This window comes from Pseudomonas sp. FA117, assembly GCF_057370475.1.
Genome location: NZ_CM170675.1, coordinates 4,435,157 through 4,458,978, shown reverse-complemented (window position 1 = coordinate 4,458,978; position 23,822 = coordinate 4,435,157). Strand labels below are relative to the sequence as shown.

22 protein-coding genes are annotated in these 23,822 nt (G+C 64.7%); 12 read left to right on the top strand and 10 right to left on the bottom strand.

Annotation, left to right across the window (positions count from 1 at the left end; genetic code table 11):
- Positions 1 to 121: 121 nt before the first annotated feature.
- Complete coding sequence (locus AC1TXO_RS20635) at positions 122 to 616, bottom strand: DUF6231 family protein (protein WP_486403450.1); 495 nt, start codon at positions 614 to 616, stop codon at positions 122 to 124.
- Positions 617 to 776: 160 nt separating this feature from the next.
- On the opposite strand from AC1TXO_RS20635, the gene AC1TXO_RS20630 reads away from it, so the two are divergent.
- From AC1TXO_RS20630 to AC1TXO_RS20615, 4 genes are all read left to right on the top strand, one after another.
- Positions 777 to 1,472: a PA1041 family peptidoglycan-binding anchor lipoprotein gene (locus AC1TXO_RS20630; protein WP_486403449.1), complete on the top strand. Its 696-nt coding sequence runs from the start codon at positions 777 to 779 to the stop codon at positions 1,470 to 1,472.
- Between the two features lie 57 nt (positions 1,473 to 1,529).
- Positions 1,530 to 2,252, top strand: coding sequence for a PA1041 family peptidoglycan-binding anchor lipoprotein (locus AC1TXO_RS20625; protein WP_486403448.1), 723 nt, complete (start codon positions 1,530 to 1,532; stop codon positions 2,250 to 2,252).
- A 97-nt stretch (positions 2,253 to 2,349) separates the two neighbouring features.
- The gene (locus AC1TXO_RS20620) at positions 2,350 to 2,625 is read left to right on the top strand and encodes a DUF1145 domain-containing protein (RefSeq protein WP_486403447.1); all 276 of its coding nucleotides are present in this window, start codon (positions 2,350 to 2,352) and stop codon (positions 2,623 to 2,625) included.
- Positions 2,618 to 3,376, top strand: a complete 759-nt coding sequence (locus tag AC1TXO_RS20615) for a collagen-like protein (RefSeq protein WP_486403446.1) — start codon at positions 2,618 to 2,620, stop codon at positions 3,374 to 3,376. The genes AC1TXO_RS20620 and AC1TXO_RS20615 overlap by 8 nt, the downstream gene beginning before the upstream one ends.
- A 104-nt stretch (positions 3,377 to 3,480) precedes the next feature.
- Here the strand turns inward: AC1TXO_RS20615 and AC1TXO_RS20610 are convergent, their stop codons facing one another.
- The gene (locus AC1TXO_RS20610) at positions 3,481 to 3,945 is read right to left on the bottom strand and encodes a CopD family protein (RefSeq protein WP_486403445.1); all 465 of its coding nucleotides are present in this window, start codon (positions 3,943 to 3,945) and stop codon (positions 3,481 to 3,483) included.
- A 98-nt stretch (positions 3,946 to 4,043) separates the two neighbouring features.
- Here AC1TXO_RS20610 and dinG point away from each other — a divergent pair, with 98 nt between their 5' ends.
- The 6 genes from dinG to AC1TXO_RS20580 all read left to right on the top strand — a co-directional run bounded on the left by dinG (position 4,044) and on the right by AC1TXO_RS20580 (position 12,212).
- Positions 4,044 to 6,188 (top strand): ATP-dependent DNA helicase DinG, encoded by a 2,145-nt coding sequence (gene dinG, locus AC1TXO_RS20605; RefSeq protein ID WP_486403444.1) that lies wholly within the window; start codon positions 4,044 to 4,046, stop codon positions 6,186 to 6,188.
- A gap of 81 nt (positions 6,189 to 6,269) precedes the next feature.
- Positions 6,270 to 8,507: a beta-agarase gene (locus tag AC1TXO_RS20600; protein WP_486403443.1), complete on the top strand. Its 2,238-nt coding sequence runs from the start codon at positions 6,270 to 6,272 to the stop codon at positions 8,505 to 8,507.
- Positions 8,508 to 8,615: 108 nt separating this feature from the next.
- The gene (locus tag AC1TXO_RS20595) at positions 8,616 to 9,761 is read left to right on the top strand and encodes a serine hydrolase domain-containing protein (protein ID WP_486403442.1); all 1,146 of its coding nucleotides are present in this window, start codon (positions 8,616 to 8,618) and stop codon (positions 9,759 to 9,761) included.
- Between the two features lie 99 nt (positions 9,762 to 9,860).
- Complete coding sequence (locus AC1TXO_RS20590; RefSeq protein WP_486403441.1) at positions 9,861 to 10,850, top strand: OmpA family protein; 990 nt, start codon at positions 9,861 to 9,863, stop codon at positions 10,848 to 10,850.
- 19 nt (positions 10,851 to 10,869) lie between these two features.
- A complete protein-coding gene (pdxH, locus tag AC1TXO_RS20585) occupies positions 10,870 to 11,517 on the top strand; it encodes a pyridoxamine 5'-phosphate oxidase (RefSeq protein WP_486403440.1) in 648 nt (215 codons plus the stop codon).
- A gap of 230 nt (positions 11,518 to 11,747) precedes the next feature.
- Positions 11,748 to 12,212: an outer membrane lipoprotein gene (locus AC1TXO_RS20580; protein ID WP_110996277.1), complete on the top strand. Its 465-nt coding sequence runs from the start codon at positions 11,748 to 11,750 to the stop codon at positions 12,210 to 12,212.
- 61 nt (positions 12,213 to 12,273) lie between these two features.
- Here the strand turns inward: AC1TXO_RS20580 and nhaA are convergent, their stop codons facing one another.
- Positions 12,274 to 13,464 (bottom strand): Na+/H+ antiporter NhaA, encoded by a 1,191-nt coding sequence (gene nhaA, locus AC1TXO_RS20575; protein ID WP_486403439.1) that lies wholly within the window; start codon positions 13,462 to 13,464, stop codon positions 12,274 to 12,276.
- 497 nt (positions 13,465 to 13,961) lie between these two features.
- On the opposite strand from nhaA, the gene AC1TXO_RS20570 reads away from it, so the two are divergent.
- Both AC1TXO_RS20570 and AC1TXO_RS20565 read left to right on the top strand, forming a co-directional pair.
- A complete protein-coding gene (locus AC1TXO_RS20570; RefSeq protein WP_486403438.1) occupies positions 13,962 to 15,233 on the top strand; it encodes an OprO/OprP family phosphate-selective porin in 1,272 nt (423 codons plus the stop codon).
- 63 nt (positions 15,234 to 15,296) lie between these two features.
- Positions 15,297 to 16,229 (top strand): ParB/Srx family N-terminal domain-containing protein, encoded by a 933-nt coding sequence (locus AC1TXO_RS20565; protein ID WP_486406875.1) that lies wholly within the window; start codon positions 15,297 to 15,299, stop codon positions 16,227 to 16,229.
- A gap of 24 nt (positions 16,230 to 16,253) precedes the next feature.
- On the opposite strand, the gene AC1TXO_RS20560 is transcribed toward AC1TXO_RS20565, so the two are convergent.
- The 7 genes from AC1TXO_RS20560 to AC1TXO_RS20530 form a co-directional block, all read right to left on the bottom strand.
- Positions 16,254 to 17,867 carry an NAD(P)/FAD-dependent oxidoreductase gene (locus tag AC1TXO_RS20560; RefSeq protein ID WP_486403437.1) on the bottom strand — a complete coding sequence of 538 codons (1,614 nt, stop codon included), beginning with the start codon at positions 17,865 to 17,867 and terminating at the stop codon, positions 16,254 to 16,256.
- A 103-nt stretch (positions 17,868 to 17,970) separates the two neighbouring features.
- A complete protein-coding gene (locus AC1TXO_RS20555; RefSeq protein ID WP_486403436.1) occupies positions 17,971 to 18,645 on the bottom strand; it encodes a COG3650 family protein in 675 nt (224 codons plus the stop codon).
- 129 nt (positions 18,646 to 18,774) lie between these two features.
- Positions 18,775 to 19,476: an ABC transporter ATP-binding protein gene (locus AC1TXO_RS20550; RefSeq protein WP_486403435.1), complete on the bottom strand. Its 702-nt coding sequence runs from the start codon at positions 19,474 to 19,476 to the stop codon at positions 18,775 to 18,777.
- Positions 19,477 to 20,244, bottom strand: a complete 768-nt coding sequence (livG, locus tag AC1TXO_RS20545) for a high-affinity branched-chain amino acid ABC transporter ATP-binding protein LivG (protein WP_054891752.1) — start codon at positions 20,242 to 20,244, stop codon at positions 19,477 to 19,479. It lies immediately after the preceding gene.
- Positions 20,241 to 21,497 (bottom strand): high-affinity branched-chain amino acid ABC transporter permease LivM, encoded by a 1,257-nt coding sequence (locus AC1TXO_RS20540; RefSeq protein ID WP_486403434.1) that lies wholly within the window; start codon positions 21,495 to 21,497, stop codon positions 20,241 to 20,243. The genes livG and AC1TXO_RS20540 overlap by 4 nt, the downstream gene beginning before the upstream one ends.
- The gene (gene livH / locus AC1TXO_RS20535) at positions 21,494 to 22,417 is read right to left on the bottom strand and encodes a high-affinity branched-chain amino acid ABC transporter permease LivH (protein WP_054891750.1); all 924 of its coding nucleotides are present in this window, start codon (positions 22,415 to 22,417) and stop codon (positions 21,494 to 21,496) included. Before livH ends, AC1TXO_RS20540 begins: the two co-directional genes overlap by 4 nt.
- Positions 22,418 to 22,643: 226 nt before the next feature.
- Positions 22,644 to 23,759 carry a branched-chain amino acid ABC transporter substrate-binding protein gene (locus AC1TXO_RS20530; protein ID WP_486403433.1) on the bottom strand — a complete coding sequence of 372 codons (1,116 nt, stop codon included), beginning with the start codon at positions 23,757 to 23,759 and terminating at the stop codon, positions 22,644 to 22,646.
- Positions 23,760 to 23,822 lie beyond the last annotated feature (63 nt).

Below are 23,822 nucleotides of genomic sequence, written 5' to 3'. Positions count from 1 at the left end.
ACCGAAAGGGCCTGAGATAGTCGTTGGTGACAAGGCTGGTTACAGGCTGGTGACAGTTGGCCCTGCTCTGGCATAGCTTCGATAGCGTTCATGGTGAGGTAAGCCCTTGATATTCATGGGTTTACCACCAGTACTTGCCAAACATTTCCGGGTTGGCCCAGAACTTGGCGTTGAGCCAGTCCGGGACCTGCTTGTAGTCATGTAGATCATAGGTGAACAGGCTCAGCACCTGCTCGTCGCGGCGGAATTTCTCGCTGGCCGACAGGGCCAGGGCGAAGAAGTCGGTGTCCTGCCAGGCACAGGCGGCAAGATCCGCCAGGACCGCGACCCTGCTGGCATTGAGATTGCGAATCCCGCCCAGCAGTTCCAGGCCCGTGCGTTTGGGCAGATGCTCCAGGCAGTCCACCAGCACGGCGAGGTCGAAGCGCTGCGCCGCCAGGCCGGCAGGCAGCGGGCCGGGCGTGGCGACGGCGATCTGCGCGGCCGGGTGCGCGGCGGCGAAGGCGTCCAGGGCCGGGAAACGCGTACCGACCAGCAGCAGGCGGGCCGGTGCGAAGCGCTCGAGCAGTGCCGCCAGGGCCTGCTGGGGGGTGCGTTGGGAAAAACCGTCGGTCATTGCCAATCCTCGTTCAGGTCGCTCAAGACTAGCGGTCCCGGCCGCGCTGGCAAAGAGGCGCGTCGCCGCGTCGTGGCGTATTGCTGGCAGAGAGGGAATAGGCAGTCTTTACTCCCAGAGCATCGGTTTTGCACCGATCCCCCTAGGAGAAGCAACGAAAATGAGCATAGTACGCACAGCGATACCCCTGGTTCTGCTCACCAGTGTGTTGACTGGTTGTGCAGGTTTGCAAAAAACCGACTGGCCGAAGTGTGCTGCCGTCGGGGGCGTGGGCGGCGCGGCCCTGGGCGCCATCGAAAGCTCCAGCTGGGCCGGCTGGGGCGCGTTGCTCGGCGGTGGCCTGGCGGCGGGCTATTGCTGGGCCCATGGCGACGGCGACGAAGACGGTGATGGCGTACCGGACAGCCGCGACAAGTGCCCCGGCACCCCACGTGGCGTGCAGGTCGATGCCAACGGTTGCCCGCCCGAGCCGGTCGCGGTGGTCGAGGAAGTGGTGGTGGTCGAGAAGGAAGAGGTCATCGTCATCCGTGACGTGCACTTCGAGTTCGATTCCGCGCGCCTGACCGCTGCCGACAAGGAGCGCCTGAACACCATCGCCACACGCCTGAAACAGGAAGCGCCGAGCGCCCGCCTGAGCGTGACCGGACACACCGACAGCGTCGGCGCCGACAGCTACAACCAGAAGCTCTCCGAGCGGCGTGCCCATTCGGTGACCGACTATCTGGTGAGCAGCGGCGTACCGCGCAGCAGCTTCGTGTCGGTGGTGGGGGCCGGCGAGACCCAGCCGGTGGCCGACAACGCCACGGCCGACGGTCGCGCCATGAACCGCCGTACCGAGATCAAGATCCAGCGCTGACGGCCCGCGCCCACGTCTTTAGCCGTGGCGTGGGCGCTTACACAGGGGACATGCACCATGAATACCTTGTCCAGAACGGCTGTACCACTGCTGCTGGCCACCAGCCTGCTGTCCGGTTGCGCCACCCACAGCGACGGCAGCGCACCACTCAATCAACGAACCTGGCCGGTCTGCAGCCTGTTGGGCGGGCTGGTCGGTGGTGGCCTGGGTGCCATCGAGAGTTCCAGCTGGGCGGCTGGAGCCGGGGTTGCCGGTGCGATCGCCGGTGGCCTGATCTGCTACGCCCAGGACGGCGACGAAGACGACGACGGCGTGTTCGATCGCCGCGACCGCTGCCCGGACACGCCGAAAGGTACCGCGGTCGACCACATGGGCTGCCCGCTGCCGCAGTATCCAGCCTCGACGCCCAAGCCCGAGGCGCCACCGCCTGCGCCCGAGGTCATCACCCTCGACGATCAGGGCCAGGTGCTGTTCGCCTTCGATTCGGCACAGTTGTCGGGGCCGGCGCAGCAGCGCCTGCAGGGTCTGATGCCGAAACTGGGCGATCCGTCGGTGACCGGCGTGCGGGTCGTCGGGCACACCGACAGCGTCGGTTCCGATGCCTATAACCAGGGGCTGTCCGAGCGTCGTGCGGCCAGCGTTGCGCAGTACCTCATCGGCCAGGGGCTGGCGCCGGCCAAGGTGACCAGCCAGGGGCGCGGCGAAAGCGAGCCGGTAGCGGACAACGACACTGACGAGGGGCGGGCGAAGAACCGACGGGTGGAACTGCACCTGAACTGAATCCCCTCTGGCGCGCGCCCTGGCGCGGGGGTACTGTTGTGCACGCGGTCCGCTCGAACGGGCCGCGCGCATATAACAAGACAGTCGGGGGCGGGGTATGAAGTTCATCCTGGGCCTGGGCAAGGCCCTGACGGTACTTTTCTGGTGGGTGGTGCTGGTCAATCTTCTGATGCCGCAACCCTTGCCGTTCAATCTGCTCATCAATGCTGCAGGCATCGCGCTGCTGGGCTTGCACGTGCTGGAGGTGTTGTTCTTCAACGCCAGCCTGCGCGGGCGCAGCCATCGCTGGTTCGATCGCCTGCAGATCCTGCTGACCGGCATCTTCCATGTCATGTCCATTCCCCGTCCGCAGGAGGCTCCACGCCATGCGTAAGTTGATGTTGCTGGCCGCCCTGGCCACCCCGCTGGCCCAGGCCGAGAGCCTTGAAGTGGCGGCGCACTCGATGCTGCGCCTGGCGAACAAGTCATCCAGCGTGCACCTGGAGCGGGTGCAGGTGGCCGACTCGGCGACCTTGCTGCTGCCGGCCACGCTCACCACCCTGAAGATCGACCACCTCGAGCTGGGGCGCGACGCACGGATTGCCATTGCTCCTGCGCAGAGCGCACTGAGCATCGAGGCCGGCAGCGCCGTGCTCGGTGCCGGCAGCGAGATCAGCGCGCCGGGTGCTCCGGGCAGCTTTGAACGTGCCGCGCGTCCGGGACGTGACCTGGACCTGCGTCTGCAGACGCTTGAGGCCGAGCAGTTGTCGATCGACGCCCGTGGCGGTGCCGGGGCACCGGGTTTTGCCGGGCTCGATGGCGGCAACGGCGCTTCCGGTGGCTGTACCTGGGGTTCGGCCAGCCGCGGCGCGAACGGCGACAACGGCGGCGATGGCCACGACGGCGCGGCTGGCGGCAGGATTCGCCTGGCCCTGCCGGCGGATTTCCCGCAGGAGCGCATCCAGGTGCGCCTCGATGGGGGGGCACCGGGCAAGCCGGGTGCGGCCGGCAAGGCTGGGCAGGGTGGGGCGAGCAAGGGCTGCCTGGTGTATCGCACCGAGGCCGGTGGCAATGGTCGTCCGGGGTTGCCCGGGCAACCTGGGCTGGCCGGGGCGGCGGGGGAATTGATCCTGCAGCGGCTGTGACGGGCAGCGCCCTGCGCTTTCACGCATGGCGTCCGGCGTGAGTCATCGGGGCCGCCTTGCGGCCCTGTCGCGACACGAGGTTGCGGTTGCCTGCAGCCGCGAGGTCAGAACACCAGGCGTGAACTGGCCACCGCCACCACCGCGATCCCCAGCAGCAGGTTGAACCCCACCATCCGCCGGATCCGACCCAGCACGCTGGCGCCGGTCGCCCAGTCCTGCGCCTGTACCGCGGCCCGCAGCTCCGGCAGCAGCAGCGCCTGTATGCGCATGAACACGGCGAACATCACGATCCCCCCGCCCATCATCAGTTGCACATGACGCGGCGCGGTCTCGAAGCCGTTGAAGCGCATGTGCAACATCCCGATACCACTTATTGCCAGTACCGCGACCGACAGCCAGACCCATCCGAAGAAGCGTCGGAAAACTTCCAGCCACAGCTGCAGGCGCGCAGGCCCCTCCAGCGCCACCACCATGGCCGGGCGCAGCACCAGCCAGGCGAAGAACATCCCGCCGACCCAGACGAGGGCGGCCAGGACATGCAGTGTGTAGGGCAGGGCAAAGGCGAGCATCCGGATCTCCATGCGGCATAAAGGGCAATAGCGGGGTATGATAGCCGCCCCATGCGAAACACTGAAAATATATCCAGCCCTCCGGGCGCCCTCAGACCATGATCAGCAACGAACTCAAAGCCACCATCCAGGGCGCCTATTCGCGTTTTCTCGAAGCCAAGGGCCTCAAGCCGCGTTATGGCCAGCGCCTGATGATCGCCGAAGTGGCCAAGGTGCTCGGCGACATCGCCAGTGACGACGAAGGCCGCCGCACCGGCGAGCCTGCCGTGGTTGCGGTCGAGGCCGGCACCGGTACCGGCAAGACGGTCGCCTACAGCCTGGCTGCGATTCCTGCCGCCAAGGCCGCCGGCAAGCGCCTGGTGATCGCCACGGCCACCGTTGCCCTGCAGGAGCAGATCGTCTTCAAGGACCTGCCCGACCTGATGCGCAACAGCGGCCTGAACTTCAGCTTCGCCCTGGCCAAGGGCCGTGGCCGCTACCTGTGCCTGTCCAAGCTCGACGTGCTGTTGCAGGAAGGCCATGCGCAGTCGGCCACCGCCCAGTTGTTCGAGGAAGAAGGCTTCCACATCGAGGTCGACGAGCGCAGCCAGAAGCTGTTCAACAGCATGATCGAGAAGCTGGCCGGCAACCGCTGGGACGGCGACCGCGACAGCTGGTCGGAAACCCTGGAAGACCAGGACTGGGCGCGCCTGACCACCGACCACAGCCAGTGCACCGGCCGCCATTGCCCGAATTTCCAGCAGTGCGTGTTCTACAAGGCACGTGAAGGCATGGGCAAGGTCGATGTGATCGTCACCAACCACGACATGGTCCTGGCCGACCTGGCGCTGGGTGGCGGTGCGGTGCTGCCCGACCCGCGCGACACGATGTATGTGTTCGACGAAGGCCATCACCTGCCAGACAAGGCCATCGGCCACTTCGCCCACTACTCGCGGCTGCGCTCCACCGCCGACTGGCTGGAGCAGACGGCCAAGAACCTCACCAAGCTGCTGGCCCAGCACCCGCTGCCCGGCGACCTGGGCAAGCTGATCGAGCAGGTGCCGGAGCTGGCGCGGGAGATCCGCACCCAGCAGCAGTTCATGTTCACCCTGTGCGAGCAGGTCGCCGATTTTCGTCCCGGCGAGGACATGGAAGGCCGCGACCGCCCGCGTTACCGCTTCGAGGGCGGCGTGGTGCCGGAGCAGATCCGCGAGGTCGGCATCGAATTGAAGAAGGGCTTTGCCCGCCTCAACGACCTGTTCACCCGGCTGGCCGACCTGCTCAAGGAAGGCATGGACGGCGAGGTCAACATCGGCATCGCCAGCCATCAGGCCGAAGAGTGGTACCCGCTGTTCGGCAGCCTGGTCACCCGTGCCCAGGGCAACTGGGAGCTGTGGACCGCCTTCACCGCCGAAGACCCGGAAGACAATCCGCCCATGGCGCGCTGGCTGACCCTGGCCGAAAGTGGCGCGCTGTTCGACATCGAGGTCAACGCCAGCCCCATCCTGGCTGCCGAAATGCTGCGCAAGAGCCTGTGGAACGTCGCCTACGGTGCACTGGTCACCTCGGCGACCCTGACTGCGCTGGGCAAGTTCGACCGCTTCCGCATGCGCTCGGGCCTGCCCCGTGACGCGGTGCAGTGCGTGGTGCCCAGCCCGTTCGTGCACGGTGACGCCGGCCTGTTGCGGGTGCCGGACCTGGGCGCCGACCCACGGGATGCCGCAGGCCACACTGCGGCGATCATCCGCGAACTGCCGAACATCGTCGAGGAGGCGCGTGGCGCGCTGGTGCTGTTCTCCTCGCGCAAGCAGATGCAGGATGTGTTCGACGGCCTGGACCGCGACTGGCGCAAGCTGGTGCTGATCCAGGGCAACCTGTCCAAGCAGGAGACGCTCAACAAGCACAAGGCCCGGGTCGACGACGGCCAGCACAGCGTGCTGTTCGGCCTGGCCAGCTTCGCCGAAGGTGTCGACCTGCCGGGTGCTTACTGCGAGCACGTGGTCATTGCCAAGATCCCGTTCGCCGTGCCGGACGACCCGGTCGAGGCGGCGCTGGCCGAATGGATCGAGGCGCGTGGCGGCAATCCGTTCATGGAAATCGCCGTGCCCGACGCCTCGCTGCGCCTGATCCAGGCCTGTGGCCGCCTGCTGCGGACCGAGCAGGACCGGGGTGTCATCACCTTGCTTGACCGGCGCCTGGTCACCCAGCGCTACGGCAAGGCTATCCTCAATGCGTTGCCGCCCTTCCGGCGGGAGATCCAGTAACGGCCGGAGCACGATGCACCGGCCTGTTGTCCATGACTCGATCACGGGCCCGCCAGGGCCTTGAAGGAGAGCCCCGTCCACATGATCCGTCGTACCCTGCCTGTAGTCCTCGCCCTGTTGTTCAGCACGCCCTTGCTGGCAGGCCAGCAGACGTTGTTCAGCTTCGTCCGTCCGAGCTCGGTGGTCACGGTCACCACCGAAGATGCCGACATGCCGCAGTACAACGCGGAGCAGACGGCCGAGGGCGAGGTCTTGCGGCGAGTGGTGTTCAATCCGGTGCAGCGCCCGACCCTGCGCCTGGCCCCGCAGACGGGAAGCTGGGACTGGTCGGCGGGGCAATTCCTCACCCTTCGCCTGCAAAGTGCCATGGACTGGGCCCTGACCGTCGACCTCACGCTGCTGGACAGCGCCGGGCGCAGGCTCACCAGCCGCATCGACCTGCCGGCCGGCCCGGCGCAAACGGTGATGGTGCCGCTCAAGGCCAGCTCGCCGCTGGGCCAGGGCATGCGTGCCGGGCCGCCGATGCCCTGGACCTACGAAGGCCAGCGCGTGCTGATGACCAGCAGCGCCGGCGAAGTGGACCTCAAGCAGGTGGTGTCGCTCAGCCTGAGCATTCCGGGGCCCAAGGTGGCGCAGAACCTGCTGATCGAAAAGGTCGGCATCCAGGATGACGACCAGGCATTCAAGGCCGCCTACAGCGGGCTGATCGATGCCTATGGCCAATCCACCCGCGCGCGCTGGCCGGAAAAGATCGTCAACGACGAGCAGCTCAAGGCCGCCGATGTGCGCGAGCAGCAACAGCTCAAGACCTGGCTGGCCGAGCGTGACCGGCACAAGCTCGACCCCTATGGCGGCCTGCTGGCAGGCTCGGCTTTCAAGGCCACGGGATTCTTCCGCACCGAGAAGCGCGACGGCCGTTGGTTTTTGGTCACACCTGAAGGCCACCCGTTCTACTCGCTGGGCGTCAACGCCGTGGCTGCCGACGGCGGGCGCACCTACGTGGCCGGTCGCGAGGCCATGTTCAATGGCCTGCCCCAGGACGGCGAGCCCCTTGCAGCCTTCTATGGCGAAGGCAACAACGACGATGGCAATGCATCGTCCCAGGGCCGTGGTTTCAAGCAGGGGCGCTGGTTCGACTTCTATGCCGCGAACCTGCAGCGCACCTACGCCAGCCCCTGTGCCCCGGCGACGGCAGGGCAACCGGCAACCGTCTGTACCCAGGCCGGCTTCGACGCCGCCCGCTGGCAGGCCCATAGCCTCGACCGACTGCAGGCATGGGGTTTCAACACGCTGGGCAACTGGAGCGACCCGGCGCTGGCTCAGGCCAAGCGTGTGCCGTACACCTTGCCCCTGTCGATCGTCGGCGACTATGCGAGCATCAGCACCGGCATGGACTGGTGGGGGCGCATGCCCGACCCGTTCGATCCACGCTTTGCCATGGCCACCGAGCGCGCGGTGGCGATTGCCGCCCGGGACCATCGCGACGATCCCTGGCTGATCGGTTACTTCGCCGACAACGAACTGGCCTGGGCTGCGCCCGGCGATGATCCCAAGGCACGCTATGGCCTGGCCTACGGCACCTTGCGCCTGACCACCGATGTGCCGGCCAAGCGCGCCTTCCTCAAGCAACTGCGCGACAAGTACCGCAACCAGGAAGGCCTGTCCAAGGCCTGGGGTATCGAACTCAAGGCCTGGGAACTGATGGAAGACCCCGGCTTCGAGGCGCCGCTGCCGGATCCGCAGCACCCGGAAATCGAGCGCGACTACCAGTACTTCCAGCAGGTATTCGCCCAGACCTACTTCAAGACCATCTCCGATGCACTCCAATGGCACGCTCCCAACCACCTGTTGCTGGGGGGGCGCTACGCGATTAGCACCCCCGAGGCGGTCAAGGCCTGCGCCGAGTTCTGCGATGTGCTCAGTTTCAACTTCTATACCCTCAAGCCTGAAGACGGCTATGACTTCGCCCGCCTGGCCGAGCTGGACAAACCGGTGCTGGTGTCGGAGTTCCAGTTCGGCTCACGCGACCGTGGCCCGTTCTGGCCGGGGCCGCTGGAAGTGGCGCGGGAGGAGGACCGAGGGCCGGCCTATGGCAACTTCCTCAAGGCCGCCCTGGCCCAGCCGATGATCGTCGGCGCCCACTGGTTCCAGTACCTCGACCAGCCGGCCAGTGGCCGCCTGCTCGATGGTGAGAACGGGCACCTGGGCCTTGTCGGGATCACCGATGTGGCCTACCCAGGCTTTGTCGATGCGGTGCGCAGGGCCAACCAGCAGACCCTGGAGCAACTGCGCAAGCTGCTCGAGACGAAAGCGCCCTGACGCTCTGCCCGCTTTCCCGACAACCTTCCAGCCACATTCAGTATGCAAACCCGCCAACTACTGAAACAATGCACGACTTTGTGAGACAGTCGGACGGAGAGCAGGCGGGTGCAGATCCAGGGTCACTATGAACTGAAGTTCGAAGCAGTGCGCGATGCCTTCGCTGCATTGTTCGAGGATTCCCAGGAGCGTGGCGCGGCGCTGTGCATCCAGGTCGGCGGCCAGACCGTCATCGACCTTTGGGCCGGCAGCGCCGACAAGGACGGCCAGCAGGCTTGGCAAAGCGATACCATCGCCAACCTGTTCTCCTGCACCAAGACTTTCACTGCCGTCACCGCCCTGCAACTGGTCGGCGAGGGCAAGCTGGCGCTGGACGTTCCGGTCGCGCGCTACTGGCCGGAGTTCGACCAGGCCGGCAAGCAGGACATCACCCTGCGCCAGTTGCTCAGCCACCGCGCCGGCTTGCCGGCCATCCGCGAATTGCTGTCTGCCGAAGCCCTCTACGACTGGCAAACCATGGTCGACGCCCTGGCTGCCGAGGCGCCCTGGTGGACGCCGGGCACTGAACACGGTTATGCCGCCATCACCTATGGCTGGTTGATCGGCGAGCTGATCCGTCGCGCCGACGGCCGTGGCCCGGGTGACTCCATCGTTGCCCGCACCGCGCGTCCGTTGGGGCTGGACTTCCATGTCGGCCTGCCCGACGAAGAGTTTCACCGGGTGGCCCACATCGCCCGCGGCAAAGGCAACCCCGGTGATGCCGCGGCCCAGCGCCTGCTGCAGGTGACCCTGCGCGAGCCCGAAGCGCTGTCGACCCGCGCCTTCACCAACCCGCCGGCGATCCTTACCAGCACCAACAAACCCGAGTGGCGGCGCATGCAGCAGCCAGCGGCCAACGGCCACGGCAACGCCCGCAGCCTGGCCGGCTTCTATGCCGGCCTGCTCGACGGCAGCCTGCTGGAGTCCGAACTGCTCGACGAACTGACCCGCGAGCACAGCCTTGGCCAGGACCGCACCCTGCTGACCCAGACCCGTTTCGGCCTGGGCTGCATGCTCGACCAGCCGGAGGTGGCCAACGCGACCTTCGGCCTGGGTGCCCGGGCTTTCGGTCATCCGGGTGCTGGTGGGTCGGTAGGCTTTGCCGATCCCGAGCACGACGTCGCCTTTGGTTTCGTCACCAACACCCTGGGCCCCTATGTATTGATGGACCCCCGTGCGCAGAAACTGGTGCGGGTACTGGGCGATTGCCTTTGATCGGGTAATGCGGGTAATGCCGGATTCCTTTGACTATCCTCAATGCCAACGCCGCCTATGCGTGGGCAAAATCTCTTTCTAATTCATGGTGTATCGCTGATGTCTTCACACAAAACCTTAGCACTTGCCCTGTGCCTGGCCATGACCGGCTGCGCCAGCCACTCCCAGGACGGCTCCAAGGACGCCGGCCTGAACTGGTGGCCTTTCGGTTCGGACAAGGTCGCCGACCAGGAAGTGAAGGAAGCGGTGACCGAGAAGGTTGCCCAGGCCGATGCCAAGTCCGAGAGCAGCAGCCGCTGGTGGTGGCCGTTCGGTTCCAGCGACAAGCAGGCCGAGGCGCCGGCCGTGCCGAAGATCGACCAGAAGGCCACCCAGGCCTGGCTGGACGAGTACGAACCGAAGCTGCGCGAGGCGGCCAAGGACAGCAAGCTCGAAGTCGAGCGTCGTGACAACGTGATTGCGGTGACCCTGCCGGTCGACGGTTCCTACAACCCGGACCGCCCGAACATGCTGCTGCCGTCTTCCCTGGGCCCGATCACCCGTGTGGCCAAGATCGTCGAAGTCGACCCGAAGACCGCGGTCCTTGTACTTGGCCACGCCGACACCAGCGGCGTCGCGGTCGCCAACCAGAAACTCAGCCTCGAGCGCGCCGCCTCGGTGTCGGCGATCTTCCGCCTCAGCGGCTTGCAGCGCGACCGCCTCACGCTCAAGGGCATGGGTTCGGTGATGCCGCGTGCGGCCAACGACAGCGTTGAAGGCCGTGCCCTGAACCGTCGTGTCGAGATGCTGCTGACCCCGCAGAACACCATGGTTGCGCTGCTCGCCAAGTACCAGCAGGCCGCGCCGGCGCCGGTACCGGCCGCGATGGTCGCCACCCAGGATGCCAAGGCGCCGGTCAAGGCGGCCGAGCCCAAGGCTGCCGCCAAACCTGCTGCCAAGGCCGCCGCCAAGCCGGCCGCGAAGAAAGCCGTGGCCAAGACTGCCGCCAAGCCTGCGGCGAAGAAGCCGGCCGCCAAGCCAGCTGCCAAGAAAGCAGCGCCTGCAGCCGACAAGAAAGTCGCCGCCAACAGCACTGCGAAGAGCAACTGATCGTCAAGGAAACGCAATCATGACCCAGTCCCTGGCCGATATGCGCCGCGACTACACCCGTGACGGCCTGGCCGAGGCTCAGGCGCCGGACGACCCCTTCGCCTTGTTTCACCAGTGGTTTGGCGATGCGGTGAAGACCGAGCAGCCGCCAGTGGAGGCCAATGCCATGACCCTGGCGACCGTCGACGAGCAAGGGCGCCCGCATTGCCGGGTGCTGTTGCTCAAGGGGCTGGATGAGCAGGGATTCACCTTCTTCACCAACTACGACAGCGCCAAGGGCCAGCAGCTGCAGGCCAATCCTTTCGCAGCCATGACCTTCTTCTGGCCGGCGCTCGAGCGCCAGGTGCGGATCGAGGGTCGGGTCGAGAAGGTCAGCGCCCAGGAATCGGACGCCTACTACCAGGTGCGGCCGCTGGGCAGCCGCCTGGGGGCCTGGGCTTCGCCGCAGAGCCGGGTGATCGCCGACCGTGCCGAGCTCGAAGGGCTGGTCAAGGCCACCGAGGCGCGTTTCTCCGACACCCAGCCACATTGCCCCGAACATTGGGGTGGTTACCGGTTGCTGCCCGAGCGCATCGAATTCTGGCAAGGCCGCTCCAGCCGCCTGCACGATCGCCTCAACTACCGTCTGGCTGCTGGCCAGTGGCAGCGTGAGCGACTGGCACCTTGAGTGCCCGGGGCCGGTCACGGCCCCATTCTCTCCAGGCTTGCGCAGGTCTGCGACAGCCGTCACCACGCCGATGGAGCAATCCATGGCTATTCTTGGTCTCAATGGTGAAACTGACGGCAAATCAGTTGCAGCCTGTACTTGAGCTGAATGAAAACAATTTAATAACGTTTGTGTCGTGACACCCATCATCACGCGGAGTCTAATGGACACCTGACTTATGGAGATTTCCCATGCGTAAATCCGTTTTGCTGGTGGCGAGCTTCACCACCATGGCGCTGCTGCTTGGCGGCTGCCAGTCCAGCCTGACCGGCGACAGCTATTCCCGGGATGAAGCCCGCCGCGTGCAGACCGTGCGCATGGGCACCATCGAATCGCTGCGCCCTGTGAAAATCGAAGGTACCAAGACCCCGATCGGCGGTGGCGCCGGTGCGATCGTCGGTGGTGTGGCCGGCAGCGCCGTGGGTGGCGGGCGTGGCAGCATCGTCGCCGCGGTGATCGGTGCCGTTGCCGGTGGCCTGGCAGGTTCGGCTGCCGAGGAAGGCCTGACCCGTACCCAGGGCGTGGAAATCACCGTGCGTGAAGACGACGGCAGCATGCGTGCCTATGTGCAGCAAGTGCAGCAGAACGAGATCTTCCGTGTGGGTGAGCGTGTGCGCATCATGACGGTCGATGGCACCAGCCGCGTCACGCACTGATTTGCAGGCATGAAAAACCCCGACTCGGCTTGGCCGGTCGGGGTTTTTTAATGCCTGCCGGTCAGTGCGCGGTGGCTGCGACCGATTGCTTGCGACTGGCGGCTGCCGTCACTGCATAGCCGATCAATGCGGCGAACAACGAACCGGTGAGAATGCCCATGCGGTCTTCTCCGGCATACTCGCTGACGCCTGAGGGGAAGGCCAGCGAACCGACGAACAGGCTCATGGTGAAGCCGATGCCGCACAGGATCGCCACACCGAACACCTGCCCCCAGTTGGCGCCGGCCGGCAGGGCGGCCAGGCGCAGCTTGATGGCGATCCAGGTCAGGCCGAACACACCGATCATCTTGCCCAGCAACAGGCCGGTGGCAACGCCCATGGGCACCGTGTGGGTGAAGCTCTCTGCACTGACGCCCACCAGCGACACCCCGGCATTGGCAAAGGCGAACAGCGGCAGGATCGCATAGGCCACCCAAGGGTGCAGGGCATGCTCCAGGGTGATCAAGGGGGAGCTGTGTTTCCCGGCGCTGCCGCGCAGCGGAATGAACATCGCAAGCGCCACGCCTGCCAGGGTGGCATGGACACCGCTTTTCAGCACGCAGACCCATAGCACCAGGCCCACCAGCAGGTAGGGCGCCAGCCGTTTCACGCCAAGGCGATTCATCGCCAGCAATGCCAGCAGGCAGGCCCCGGCGAGCATCAGCGCGAGGCTCGACAGTTCGCCGGAGTAGAACAGCGCGATGATGATGATCGCGCCCAGGTCATCGATGATCGCCAGGGTCATCAGGAACAGCTTCAGCGATACCGGTACGCGCTTGCCCAGCAGCGCCAGCACGCCCAGGGCGAAGGCGATATCGGTGGCGGTGGGGATGGCCCAGCCGGCCAGCGTCGCGGGGTTGTCACGGTTGATGAACCAGTAGATCAGTGCCGGCACCAGCATGCCGCCCACCGCGGCGGTAGCGGGAAGAATGACCTGCGAAGGCCTGGACAGCTGGCCTTCGAGCACTTCGCGCTTGACCTCCAGGCCGATCAGCAGGAAGAACAGTGCCATCAGGCCGTCGTTGATCCACAACAGCAGGGGTTTGGCGATCTGCAGGGCGCCGATCTGCACGGCGACCGGGACGTCGAGAAAACCGACGTACAGGTGCGACAGCGGTGAGTTGTTGACGATCAGGGCAATGACCGCCGCGGCAATGAGCAGCAGGCCGCTGGCGGCCTCCAGCTGCAGGAAGCGATTGATGAGGCTGCGCACGGGCAAGCGTCTCCAGTACGTATTCGAACGGAACGGACGTACACCCTAACGTGGTGGGATATTCTTTAAAACAAAAATTATATTCTTTTTTGTTATAAGAGTTTGAGCTTTGGCTATTCGAGAGCAACGAGGAGTTTTTCGCCTGTTTTCGCGGAGTGTTCGGACACTCGCTGCTGCTTTTTCCGCTTGATTTCCCCGCTGAAAAATTTCGCATCTGAAAGAGCTCAAATCGGGTCCCCCTGTAGGAGCGGGCTTGCCGCCTTGAGTGTGCGCATTGGCCTACATGACCTTCGGATCAGTCGCAGCACCGATGCAGCACAGTTGGCGTCTGTTTACCGAAAATACCTGGTGACATTTCAAAATATCTCTCTAATTCATTGATTTAATTGACTAATTATTTCAATGAAACCTGATTGTCACACGCTCTCAACAGCCTCACCTACCACCGAACGGCTGTTGTCCGGCGGTAGATAAACATGACTTTTGGGAGATGTTGCATGAACGTTCTTTACCGACTCGCTACCTGCTGCCCCGGATTTGCCGCGGGCTCGCTGGCATTGATGATCAGCACCCCGGCCGCGGCGGGCACCGTGACCACCGATGGCGCCGATATCGTCATCAAGACCCGTGGAGGGCTTGAGGTTGCCACCACCGACAAGCAGTTCGCTTTCCAGATCGGTGGCCTTCTGCAGGCCGACTACAGCGAATTCGACGGTATCTACAGCAATAACGGCAAGCGTGCGAACGAGGCCTACCTGCGCCGCGCCCGCTTGGAGCTGACCGGCAGGGCGTATGCCGACTGGTCCTATGAGTTCTCCATCGATTTCGCCGACGACGGCGCGACCTCCTGGAAAGAAGCCTCTGTCAGTTACCTGGCTCTGGACCCGGTGACGATCAAGGTGGGGCGTTTCGATCCCGACTTCGGGCTGGAGCAAGCCACCAGTTCCAAATGGACCACCGCAATCGAGCGCAGCCTGCTCGGGGATCTGGCCCCCTGGGTCGCGGATCATGCCGACGGCATGGGTGTGCAACTGAGCGCCAGCGCCGACATGTTCCATGGCGTCGTCGGTGTCAATCGCCCCAAGGGCCAGGAAGACAAGAACGGCAGGAACACCAATACCTACAACCTGCGCGCCGTCGTTGCGCCTCGGGCCGAGCCGGGCAATGTGCTGCACTTGGGTGTCGATTACGCCATGAGTGATATCGACAAGGTGGCGAGCAATGGCCGTATCCGCTCGCGCCTGGGTGTGCGCGGAACTTCCGAGGACAGCGTCAACGGCAATCGCGTGGACCTCGCCCCCGGTGTCTCCGGGGCCTACGACGGCGATGCGGTCTGGGGGCTGGAGGCCGCCTGGGCGCAAGGCCCGCTGTCGGTGCAGGCCGAGTACCTGCGTCGCGACCTCGCTGCCGCGTCGGGCACCCGGCGCAATGATCGAAAGGCGACCGGCTACTACGGCCAGGTGGCCTACACCCTCACCGGCGAGCCTCGCGGATACAAGCTCGACGGCGGCAAGTTCGACAAGATAAAGCCGTCCGACAAGCGACTGGGCGCCTGGGAAGTGTTCTATCGCTTCGATGCCGCCGAAGTCGAGGAGCGCGATTACCTTGATAACCGCGCCAGGCTGCACACCCTGGGGGTCAACTGGTATGTGAACGATCTGCTCAAGGTCTCGGCCAATTATGTGAAGACAAAGGTCGACGGCATCAGCAACCAGGCCGGTGATGATTCTGGTAATGCCTTGGCGATGCGTCTGCAGTATGTTTTCTGACGCTTGTGGCTGATCTGTGGCAGCCCCGCTCCTGCGGGGTGCCCGACAACGAGGAATACCATGATTCGCTTATCCAGGATCCTACTGGCGCTTCTGCTGCTCCCGCTCTGTGGGCAGGCCCTGGCCCGAACCGAGGTCGACCCGGTTCGTACTGGGCAACTGGTGCAGGTCAGTATCGAACAGTTGCACCCCACCCAGGCGGTCATCGGATTCGACCAGGTCTATTTCAAGCTGGGTCGATATGCCGATGAGCCACGAAGGGCCTTCGATGACTACTGCGAGGTCAACGGGCAGGGGCAAGCCCGTGCGCTGGAGAAGGGCGCCGAGCTGACCAAGGCCGACAGCTTTGCTTGTGAGGCCCCCGTGGGCAGCCGCAAGGCCGATATGAAGACCGTGGTCGTCGGGCCGGGTGGGCAGCTCTACCTCACCGATGGACACCACAGTTTCACCAGTCTTGCCGAATGGGCCGGCCCCGCCCTGAAGGTCTGGGTGCGAGTCACCGACGACTTCAGCGACAGTGCCGACCTTGCGCAGTTCTGGCAGCGTATGCAGCAGGCCCGCAAGGTATGGTTGCGCGGCGCCGACGGCGAGCCGATCACGCCGGCCCGCTTGCCGGCCCATGTCGGTTTGCGCGACATGGCCGACGATCCCTATCGCTCCCTGGTGTACTTCGCCCGCGGGGTTGCCTACGACAAGCCACGCTCAGGCGACGTCGCACCGGAGTTTCTCGAGTTCTACTGGGGTAACTGGCTACGCGGTGTGCTGCCGCTGGCAGCCTTCGACCTCGATGAGCGCAGCGGTTATCGTCAGGCGGTTGCGACAGCAGCCAGGCTGATGGTGGCGCTGCCCCCGGACGATGTGGTCGGGGACAGCGGTCTCACGGCTCGCCAGTTGGGGGGGTATGGCCGTGTTGATCGCAAGGCACTGGACAAGGTCGCTGGCCGCAAGCTGGGCTATGTGGCCGAGTACCGCAAGCAGCGCAGTACCCGGCAATAGCCCCAACCTGCTGGCCTGGGGGAGTCAGGCGTCGATGCCCAGGATATCCCGCGCCACCGCTTCGGCGATGCGGATGCCGTCGACGCCTGCCGACAGGATGCCGCCGGCGTAGCCTGCGCCTTCACCGGCCGGGAACAGGCCCTTGAGGTTCAGGCTCTGGTAGTCCTCGCCACGGGTGATGCGCAGTGGCGACGAGGTGCGCGTCTCGATGCCGGTCAGCACGGCATCGTGCAGGTTGTAGCCCTTGATCTGGCGATCGAAGGCCGGCAGCGCTTCGCGGATCGCCTCGATGGCGAAGTCCGGCAGGCTCGGAGCCAGATCGCCCAGGGTGACGCCGGGTTTGTAGGAAGGCTCGACACTGCCCAGTGCCGTGGACGCACGACCGGCGACGAAATCGCCGACCAGCTGGGCAGGCGCCTGGTAGTTGCTGCCGCCCATGACATAGGCGTGGGCTTCCAGGCGCTCCTGCAACTCGATGCCGGCCAGCGGGCCGCCCGGGTAGTCGCGCTCCGGGTCGATGCCCACGACGATGCCCGAGTTGGCATTGCGCTCGTTGCGCGAATACTGGCTCATGCCGTTGGTGACCACGCGCCCCGGTTCGCTGGTGGCCGCGACCACGGTGCCGCCGGGGCACATGCAGAAGCTGTACACCGAACGCCCGTTCCTGGCGTGGTACACCAGCTTGTAGTCGGCCGCGCCCAATTTCGGGTGCCCGGCGTACTTGCCCAGGCGCGCCTTGTCGATCAGCGTCTGCGGGTGCTCGATACGGAAGCCCACCGAGAACGGCTTGGCTTCCATGAATACGCCCCTGGCATGGAGCATGCGGAAGGTGTCACGGGCACTGTGGCCCAAGGCCAGGACCACATGGCGCGAGTGCAGTTGCTCGCCGCTCTCCAGCACCACGCCGGTCAGCTGGCTGTCTTCGCAGAGCAGGTCGGTGACCTTCTCCTGAAAGCGTACTTCGGCGCCCAGGGCGATCATGTCCTGGCGCATCTGCTCGACCATGCCGGTCAGGCGGAAGGTGCCGATGTGCGGCTTGTTGATGTACAGGATCTCGTCCGGTGCACCGGCCTTGACGAACTCTTCCAGGACCTTGCGGCCATGGTGATTCGGGTCCTTGATCTGGCTGTACAGCTTGCCGTCGGAGAAGGTGCCTGCGCCGCCTTCGCCGAACTGCACGTTGGACTCGGGGTTGAGCACGCTTTTACGCCACAGGCCCCAGGTATCCTTGGTGCGCTGGCGCACTTCCTTGCCGCGCTCGAGGATGATCGGCTTGAAGCCCATCTGTGCCAGCAGGAGGCCTGCGAAGATGCCGCACGGGCCGAAGCCGACCACGATCGGACGCTGCTCGAGATCGGCTGGGGCCTGGCCGACGAACTTGTAGGTCACGTCCGGAGCCGGGCCGATGTTGCGGTCGTCGGCGAACTTCTGCAGCAGTTCGGCTTCGTTGCTGGCTTCAAGGTCGATGGTGTAGATGAACAGCAGTTCGCTGTTCTTCTTGCGCGCATCGTAGCTGCGCTTGAACAGGTTGAAGCCGAGCAGTTGCTCGTCGCGGATGCCCAGGCGCTGGACGATGGCTTCGCGCAGGGCTTCGTCGGGATGGTCCAGGGGCAGCTTCAGTTCGGTGATTCGTAGCATGGCAGGGTCCAGTGTCCCGGCCATGGGCGGCCGGCGGCTTTACTCAAACCGCCAAGTATAAGCTGTTAGCCGCCCTGACTGGCAGGATAAAACGACCCGGTGATCAGTTGTCGCGCGCGCCGCCGTAGTAGGCGCAGCCTTGCAGGGTCTGGCCGTCGATGCGCAGTTCGGCGCGCAGGTGGCGCACCGCGCCGCTGCCGGGCTCGACGCAGCGCTGCGGGGCGACCCACAGTTCGACGCGCTGGCCGTTGGCTTCGCTGGACAGGCTCAGGCCGCCGCCGGGCATCTGTTCCTCGAGGAAGGGCAGTGGCAGCGGCTCCTTGTCGGCGCGGTTGATCACCATGCCCTTGCCGCTGGCCTTGATGTCCCAGTCTGGTTGGTGGCCGCCGGCACGCAGGGTCAGTTGCTTGAAATTGGGGTCCTCGCAGGCGTTGGCAGAGGCTTCGACGCGGTACAGCCGGGTCACGTCGAGCTGACCGTCAGTGCCGGCCTCGCGGCTGCCGGCCAGGCGCCCACGGATATCGGCGAACAGCGTGGTCTTCGGACCACTGGCCAGGTTGGCGGCTTCCTGCAGGATGCCGGTGCCGGCGGCATCCTTGACCACGAAGCGGCGCGCTTCGCTGCACGGCTTGAACAGCAACTGGCCATTGGCTGCACTGAGCTCGCCCTGCATGCGGGTGGTGCCGACGTTCGGGTCGCTCGGTTGCTCGGCGAGCATCTGGCAGCCGGCGAACAGGGGCAGCAGGGCGGCGAGCAACAGGGGAGGGGTGAGGCGCATCGATGGACTCCGGGGTCGCGGCGGGTTGAAGTGGGCCACGTTACCCAGCGGGGGGCGGCTTCACAAGGGCCAGCACTTTCACCCACCCTGCACCGCCATGAAAAAAGGGCCCGCAGGCCCTTTGATCAGTCAACCACCCAGGTACGCGTCGCGCACCTTCGGATCGGTCAGCAACGCCTCCCCGGTCCCTTGCATCACCACCTTGCCGTTCTCCAGCACGTAGGCACGGTCGGCGATCTTCAGTGCCTGGTTGGCGTTCTGCTCCACCAGGAACACCGTCACGCCGTCGCGGCGCAACTGCTCGATGATGTCGAAGATCTGCTGGATGATGATCGGTGCCAGGCCCAGCGATGGCTCGTCGAGCAGCAGCAGCTTGGGTTTGCTCATCAGCGCCCGGCCGATGGCGAGCATCTGCTGTTCGCCGCCGGACATGGTGCCGCCGCGCTGGGTGAAGCGCTCTTTCAGGCGCGGGAACAGGTGCAGGACCTTGTCCATCTGTTCCTGGTAATCGCCCTTGTCGGTGAAGAAGCCACCCATGGCCAGGTTTTCCTCGACGGTCAGGCGGGCGAACACACGGCGGCCTTCCGGCACCACCGCGATGCTCTTGCGCATGATGTGCGAGGACGGCTGGCCGACCAGTTCCTCACCCAGGTACTTGATGCTGCCGCTGTGGGCCTGTGGCGAGCCGCACAGGGTCATCAGCAGGGTCGACTTGCCGGCGCCGTTGGCGCCGATCAGCGTGACGATCTCGCCCTGGTTGATCTCGACGTTGACGCTGTGCAGCGCCTGGATCTTGCCGTAGAAAGTGGAAACGTTCTCGAACTTCAGCATTTACGCTTCCCCCAGGTAGGCCTTGATCACATCGGGATTGCCGCGAATCTCTTCCGGCGTGCCATCGGCCAGCGGCGTGCCCTGGTTGATCACCACGATGTGGTCGGAAATGCTCATCACCAGCTTCATGTCGTGCTCGATCAGCAGCACGGTCACGTTGTGGGATTCGCGCAGGTAGCCGATGAGGGCCTTGAGGTCCTCGGTCTCCTTGGGGTTCAGGCCTGCTGCCGGTTCGTCGAGCATGATGATCCGGGGCTGGGTCATCATGCAGCGGGCGATCTCCAGGCGACGCTGCTGACCATAGGCCAGGGTGCCGGCGGTACGGTTGGCGAATTCGGTCAGGTTGACCTTCTCCAGCCAGTACTGCGCGCGCTCCATGGCTTCCTTCTCGCTGCGGCGGAATGCCGGGGTCTTGAACAGGCCGGCGAAGAAGTTGGTGTTCAGGTGACGATGCTGGGCAATCAGCAGGTTTTCCAGCGCGGTCATCTCCTTGAACAGGCGCACGTTCTGGAAGGTCCGCACCACGCCCTTGCGGGCGATCTGGTGGCCGGCCAGGCCCTGGATCGGCTGGCCGTCGAGCAGGATGGTGCCGCCGCTGGGCTTGTAGAAGCCGGTCAGGCAGTTGAACACCGTGGTCTTGCCGGCGCCGTTCGGGCCGATCAGTGCCACCACCTGTTTTTCCTTGACGGTCAGGCCGACGCCGTTGACCGCCAACAAGCCGCCGAAGCGCATGCTCAGGCCGCTGACTTGCAGAATTTCGCGGCTCATCGACGCAGCTCCATGTGTGGACGTTGCATGGGCAGCAGGCCCTGCGGACGCCAGATCATCATCAACACCATCAGCGCACCGAACATCAGCATCCGGTACTCGCTGAACTCACGCATCAGCTCGGGCAGCAGGATCATCACGATGGCCGCGAGAATCACACCCAACTGAGAGCCCATGCCGCCAAGCACGACGATGGCGAGGATGATCGCCGACTCGATGAAGGTGAACGACTCCGGCGTCACCAGGCCCTGGCGCGCGGCGAAGAAGCTGCCGGCGAAACCGGCGAAGCAGGCGCCCAGGGTGAAGGCCGAGAGCTTGATCACGGTGGGGTTCAGGCCCAGCGCCCGGCAGGCGATCTCGTCTTCGCGCAGCGCTTCCCAGGCACGCCCGATGGGCATGCGCAGCAGGCGGTTGATCACGAACAGCGCCAGCAACGCCAGCAGCAGTGCGACCAGGTAGAGGAAGATGACCTTGTTGATCGAGTTGTATTCCAGCCCGAAGAACTCGTGGAAGGTCTGCATGCCCTCGGCCGCGCGGCGTTCGAAGGTGAGCCCGAAGAACTCCGGCTTGGGGATGTTGCTGATGCCGTTGGGGCCGCCGGTCCAGTCGGTGAGGTTACGCAGGAACAGGCGAATGATCTCGCCGAAGCCCAGCGTGACGATCGCCAGGTAGTCGCCGCGCAGGCGCAGCACCGGGAAGCCGAGCAGGAAGCCGAAGGTGGCGGCCATCAGGCCGGCGATCGGCAGGCAGACCCAGAAGCTCCAGCCCAGGTAGTGCGAGAGCATGGCGTAGCTGTAGGCGCCGACGGCGTAGAAGCCGACGTAACCCAGGTCGAGCAGCCCGGCCAGACCGACCACGATGTTCAGGCCAAGGCCCAGCAGCACGTAGATCAGGATCAGGGTGGCGATGTCGACCGCGCCGCGCGAGCCGAAGAACGGCCACACCAGGGCTGCCGCGATCAGGCCGAGAATGACCCAGCGCTGGGTCCTGGGCAGGGTCAGGAAGTTGCTCACCGACGCCGGGATCAGCTTGCGCTCGCCGCGCGCGCCCATCACCGCACTCCACTGCCGGTCGAACAGCACGCGCAGGAACATCAGTACCGAGCACACGGCGATGATGCCGATGGTGAAGCTGCCCTGGCTGTGCACGATCAGGCTGATGCCGTCGATGCTCAGTTTCAGGCCCAGCACCGGGAAGGCGACGGCCCAGACCAGCAAGGCGCTGAAGAACGCCTGTTTGAGATTTCTGTTCATACTTTTTCAACCTCCGGACGGCCCAGGATGCCGGTCGGCCGGAACAGCAAGACGAGAACCAGCAAGCCGAACGCCACCACATCCTTGTACTGGTCGCCGAAGATGTCGGCGCCGAAGGCTTCGGCCACACCCAGCACCAGGCCGCCGAGCATGGCGCCCGGAATGCTGCCGATGCCGCCCAGTACCGCTGCGGTGAAGGCCTTCAGGCCCACCAGGAAGCCGGCGTTGGGGTTGATCACCCCGTACTGCATGCTCAGCAGCACGGCCGCCACTGCCGCCAGGGCAGCGCCGATGACGAAGGTCAGGGCAATGATGTTGTTGGTGTTGATGCCCAGCAGGTTGGCCATCTTGATGTCCTCGGCGCAGGCGCGGCAGGCGCGGCCCAGGCGGGAACGGGAGATGAACAGGGTCAGGCAGGTCATGGCCACCAGGGTGACGACGAACACCAGCACCTGCATGTAGGACACCAGCACTTCCTCCGCACCGCCCGGGCCGAACGAGAAGGCGCCCGGAATCAGGTTGGGGATGGATTTGTCCTTGGAGTCCTGCGACAGGAGCACGGTGTTCTGCAGGAAGATCGACATGCCGATGGCGGAAATCAGCGGGATCAGGCGGTTGCTGTTGCGCAGCGGCCGGTAGGCGACCCGTTCGATGCTGTAGCCATAGGCACTGGTGACGCAGATGGTGGCGACGAAGGCCACGGTCATCAGGATCGGCAGCGAGTGGATACCCATCATGGCCAGGCCCGCGAGGGCGATGAAGGCCACGTAGGAACCGATCATGTACACCTCGCCGTGGGCGAAGTTGATCATCCCGATGATGCCGTACACCATCGTGTAACCGATGGCGATCAAGGCATAGGTGCTGCCGATGGTCAATCCATTAACCAGTTGTTGGAAGAAATGGTAGATCTCAGGCATTACAGCGCTCCTAAAAACCTGATTTGCATTTCGCTGGCGGGCGATGGGCCCGGCCCGTTTCGTGGTCTTCGCCAAGTCAGTGGGCACAGCCAGGAAACCGCGGGTGACGGTTTTAAGATTTTCAGGTGAACCGGCTCCCGGATCGCGGGAATCAGGTCCATGAACCTCGTAAAACAAAGCCCACTGCTCGCACAGTGGGCTTCTCGGTCAGCTATTAGTCACGCAGTTACTGAGGGGAGACTTCGGTCTTCGGCTTGCCGAAGTGCCATTCGTAGACCACGAACTTGAAGTCTTTCAGGTCGCCTTTCTCGTCGTAGGACAGGGTGCCGGTCGGGGTCTTGAACGAGCCGGCGTGGATGGCAGCTGCCACCTTGTCGGTGTCTTCGGACTTGGCAGCCTTGATACCTTCGGCGATCAGCTCGACGGCGGAGTAGGCAGGGAAGACGAACGGACCGCTTGGATCCTTGCCGTCGGCCTTGATGGCGTCGACGATGGCCTTGTTCTCGGGATCGGCGTCGAAGGATTTCGGCAGGGTGACCAGCAGGCCTTCCGAGGCGCCTTGGGCGATCTGCGAGATGGAGTCGTTGCCGACACCTTCCGGACCCATGAACTTGGCTTTCAGGCCCTTCTCCTGCGCCTGGCGCAGGATCAGGCCCAGCTCTGGGTGGTAGCCGCCGTAGTAGACGAAGTCGACGTTGTTCTGCTTGAGCTTCTGGATGATCGAGGAGAAGTCCTTGTCACCGGCGTTCAGGCCTTCGAAGACGGCGACCTTGGTGCCTTTCTTCTCCAGGGTCTGCTTGACCGCGGTGGCGATGCCTTCACCGTACTGCTGCTTGTCGTGCAGCACCGCAACGACCTTCGGCTTGACATGGTCGGCGATGTAGTTGCCGGCGGCCGGGCCCTGGGCGCTGTCCAGGCCGATGGTACGGAAGATCAGCTTGTAGCCACGGGCGGTGATTTCCGGGGAGGTGGCGGCAGGGGTGATCATGATCACGCCTTCGTCTTCGTAGATGTCGGACGCAGGCTGGGTGGAGCTGGAGCACAGGTGGCCGATGACGTACTTGACGCCGTCGTTGACCACTTTGTTGGCGACCGCAACGGCTTGTTTAGGGTCGCACGCGTCGTCATATTCCTTGGCCTCGAGCATCTTGCCGTCGACGCCGCCCTTGGCGTTGATGTCTTTGATGGCCTGTTTGGCGCCGATGAACTGCATGTCGCCGTACTGGGTTACCGGACCGGTCTTGGGACCGGCAATGCCGATCTTGATGGTGTCGGCGGCAAACGAATGGCTGGCTACCCCGGCCAGGACCATTGCGGCGAACAGCTTGGAAATCTTGATCATAGTGCTCCACTCATTCTGTTGTAATTCTTATAGTCCTGGCGGCCAGGGCTACAGACCGGGCGG

Coding starts and splice junctions, on each gene's coding strand:
- AC1TXO_RS20635 (WP_486403450.1), bottom strand. CDS start 616: ATGACCGACGGTTTTTCCCAACGCACCCCCCAGCAGGCCCTGGCGGCA.
- AC1TXO_RS20630 (WP_486403449.1), top strand. CDS start 777: ATGAGCATAGTACGCACAGCGATACCCCTGGTTCTGCTCACCAGTGTG.
- AC1TXO_RS20625 (WP_486403448.1), top strand. CDS start 1,530: ATGAATACCTTGTCCAGAACGGCTGTACCACTGCTGCTGGCCACCAGC.
- AC1TXO_RS20620 (WP_486403447.1), top strand. CDS start 2,350: ATGAAGTTCATCCTGGGCCTGGGCAAGGCCCTGACGGTACTTTTCTGG.
- AC1TXO_RS20615 (WP_486403446.1), top strand. CDS start 2,618: ATGCGTAAGTTGATGTTGCTGGCCGCCCTGGCCACCCCGCTGGCCCAG.
- AC1TXO_RS20610 (WP_486403445.1), bottom strand. CDS start 3,945: ATGCTCGCCTTTGCCCTGCCCTACACACTGCATGTCCTGGCCGCCCTC.
- dinG (WP_486403444.1), top strand. CDS start 4,044: ATGATCAGCAACGAACTCAAAGCCACCATCCAGGGCGCCTATTCGCGT.
- AC1TXO_RS20600 (WP_486403443.1), top strand. CDS start 6,270: ATGATCCGTCGTACCCTGCCTGTAGTCCTCGCCCTGTTGTTCAGCACG.
- AC1TXO_RS20590 (WP_486403441.1), top strand. CDS start 9,861: ATGTCTTCACACAAAACCTTAGCACTTGCCCTGTGCCTGGCCATGACC.
- pdxH (WP_486403440.1), top strand. CDS start 10,870: ATGACCCAGTCCCTGGCCGATATGCGCCGCGACTACACCCGTGACGGC.
- AC1TXO_RS20580 (WP_110996277.1), top strand. CDS start 11,748: ATGCGTAAATCCGTTTTGCTGGTGGCGAGCTTCACCACCATGGCGCTG.
- AC1TXO_RS20570 (WP_486403438.1), top strand. CDS start 13,962: ATGAACGTTCTTTACCGACTCGCTACCTGCTGCCCCGGATTTGCCGCG.
- AC1TXO_RS20560 (WP_486403437.1), bottom strand. CDS start 17,867: ATGCTACGAATCACCGAACTGAAGCTGCCCCTGGACCATCCCGACGAA.
- AC1TXO_RS20555 (WP_486403436.1), bottom strand. CDS start 18,645: ATGCGCCTCACCCCTCCCCTGTTGCTCGCCGCCCTGCTGCCCCTGTTC.
- AC1TXO_RS20550 (WP_486403435.1), bottom strand. CDS start 19,476: ATGCTGAAGTTCGAGAACGTTTCCACTTTCTACGGCAAGATCCAGGCG.
- livG (WP_054891752.1), bottom strand. CDS start 20,244: ATGAGCCGCGAAATTCTGCAAGTCAGCGGCCTGAGCATGCGCTTCGGC.
- AC1TXO_RS20540 (WP_486403434.1), bottom strand. CDS start 21,497: ATGAACAGAAATCTCAAACAGGCGTTCTTCAGCGCCTTGCTGGTCTGG.
- livH (WP_054891750.1), bottom strand. CDS start 22,417: ATGCCTGAGATCTACCATTTCTTCCAACAACTGGTTAATGGATTGACC.
- AC1TXO_RS20530 (WP_486403433.1), bottom strand. CDS start 23,759: ATGATCAAGATTTCCAAGCTGTTCGCCGCAATGGTCCTGGCCGGGGTA.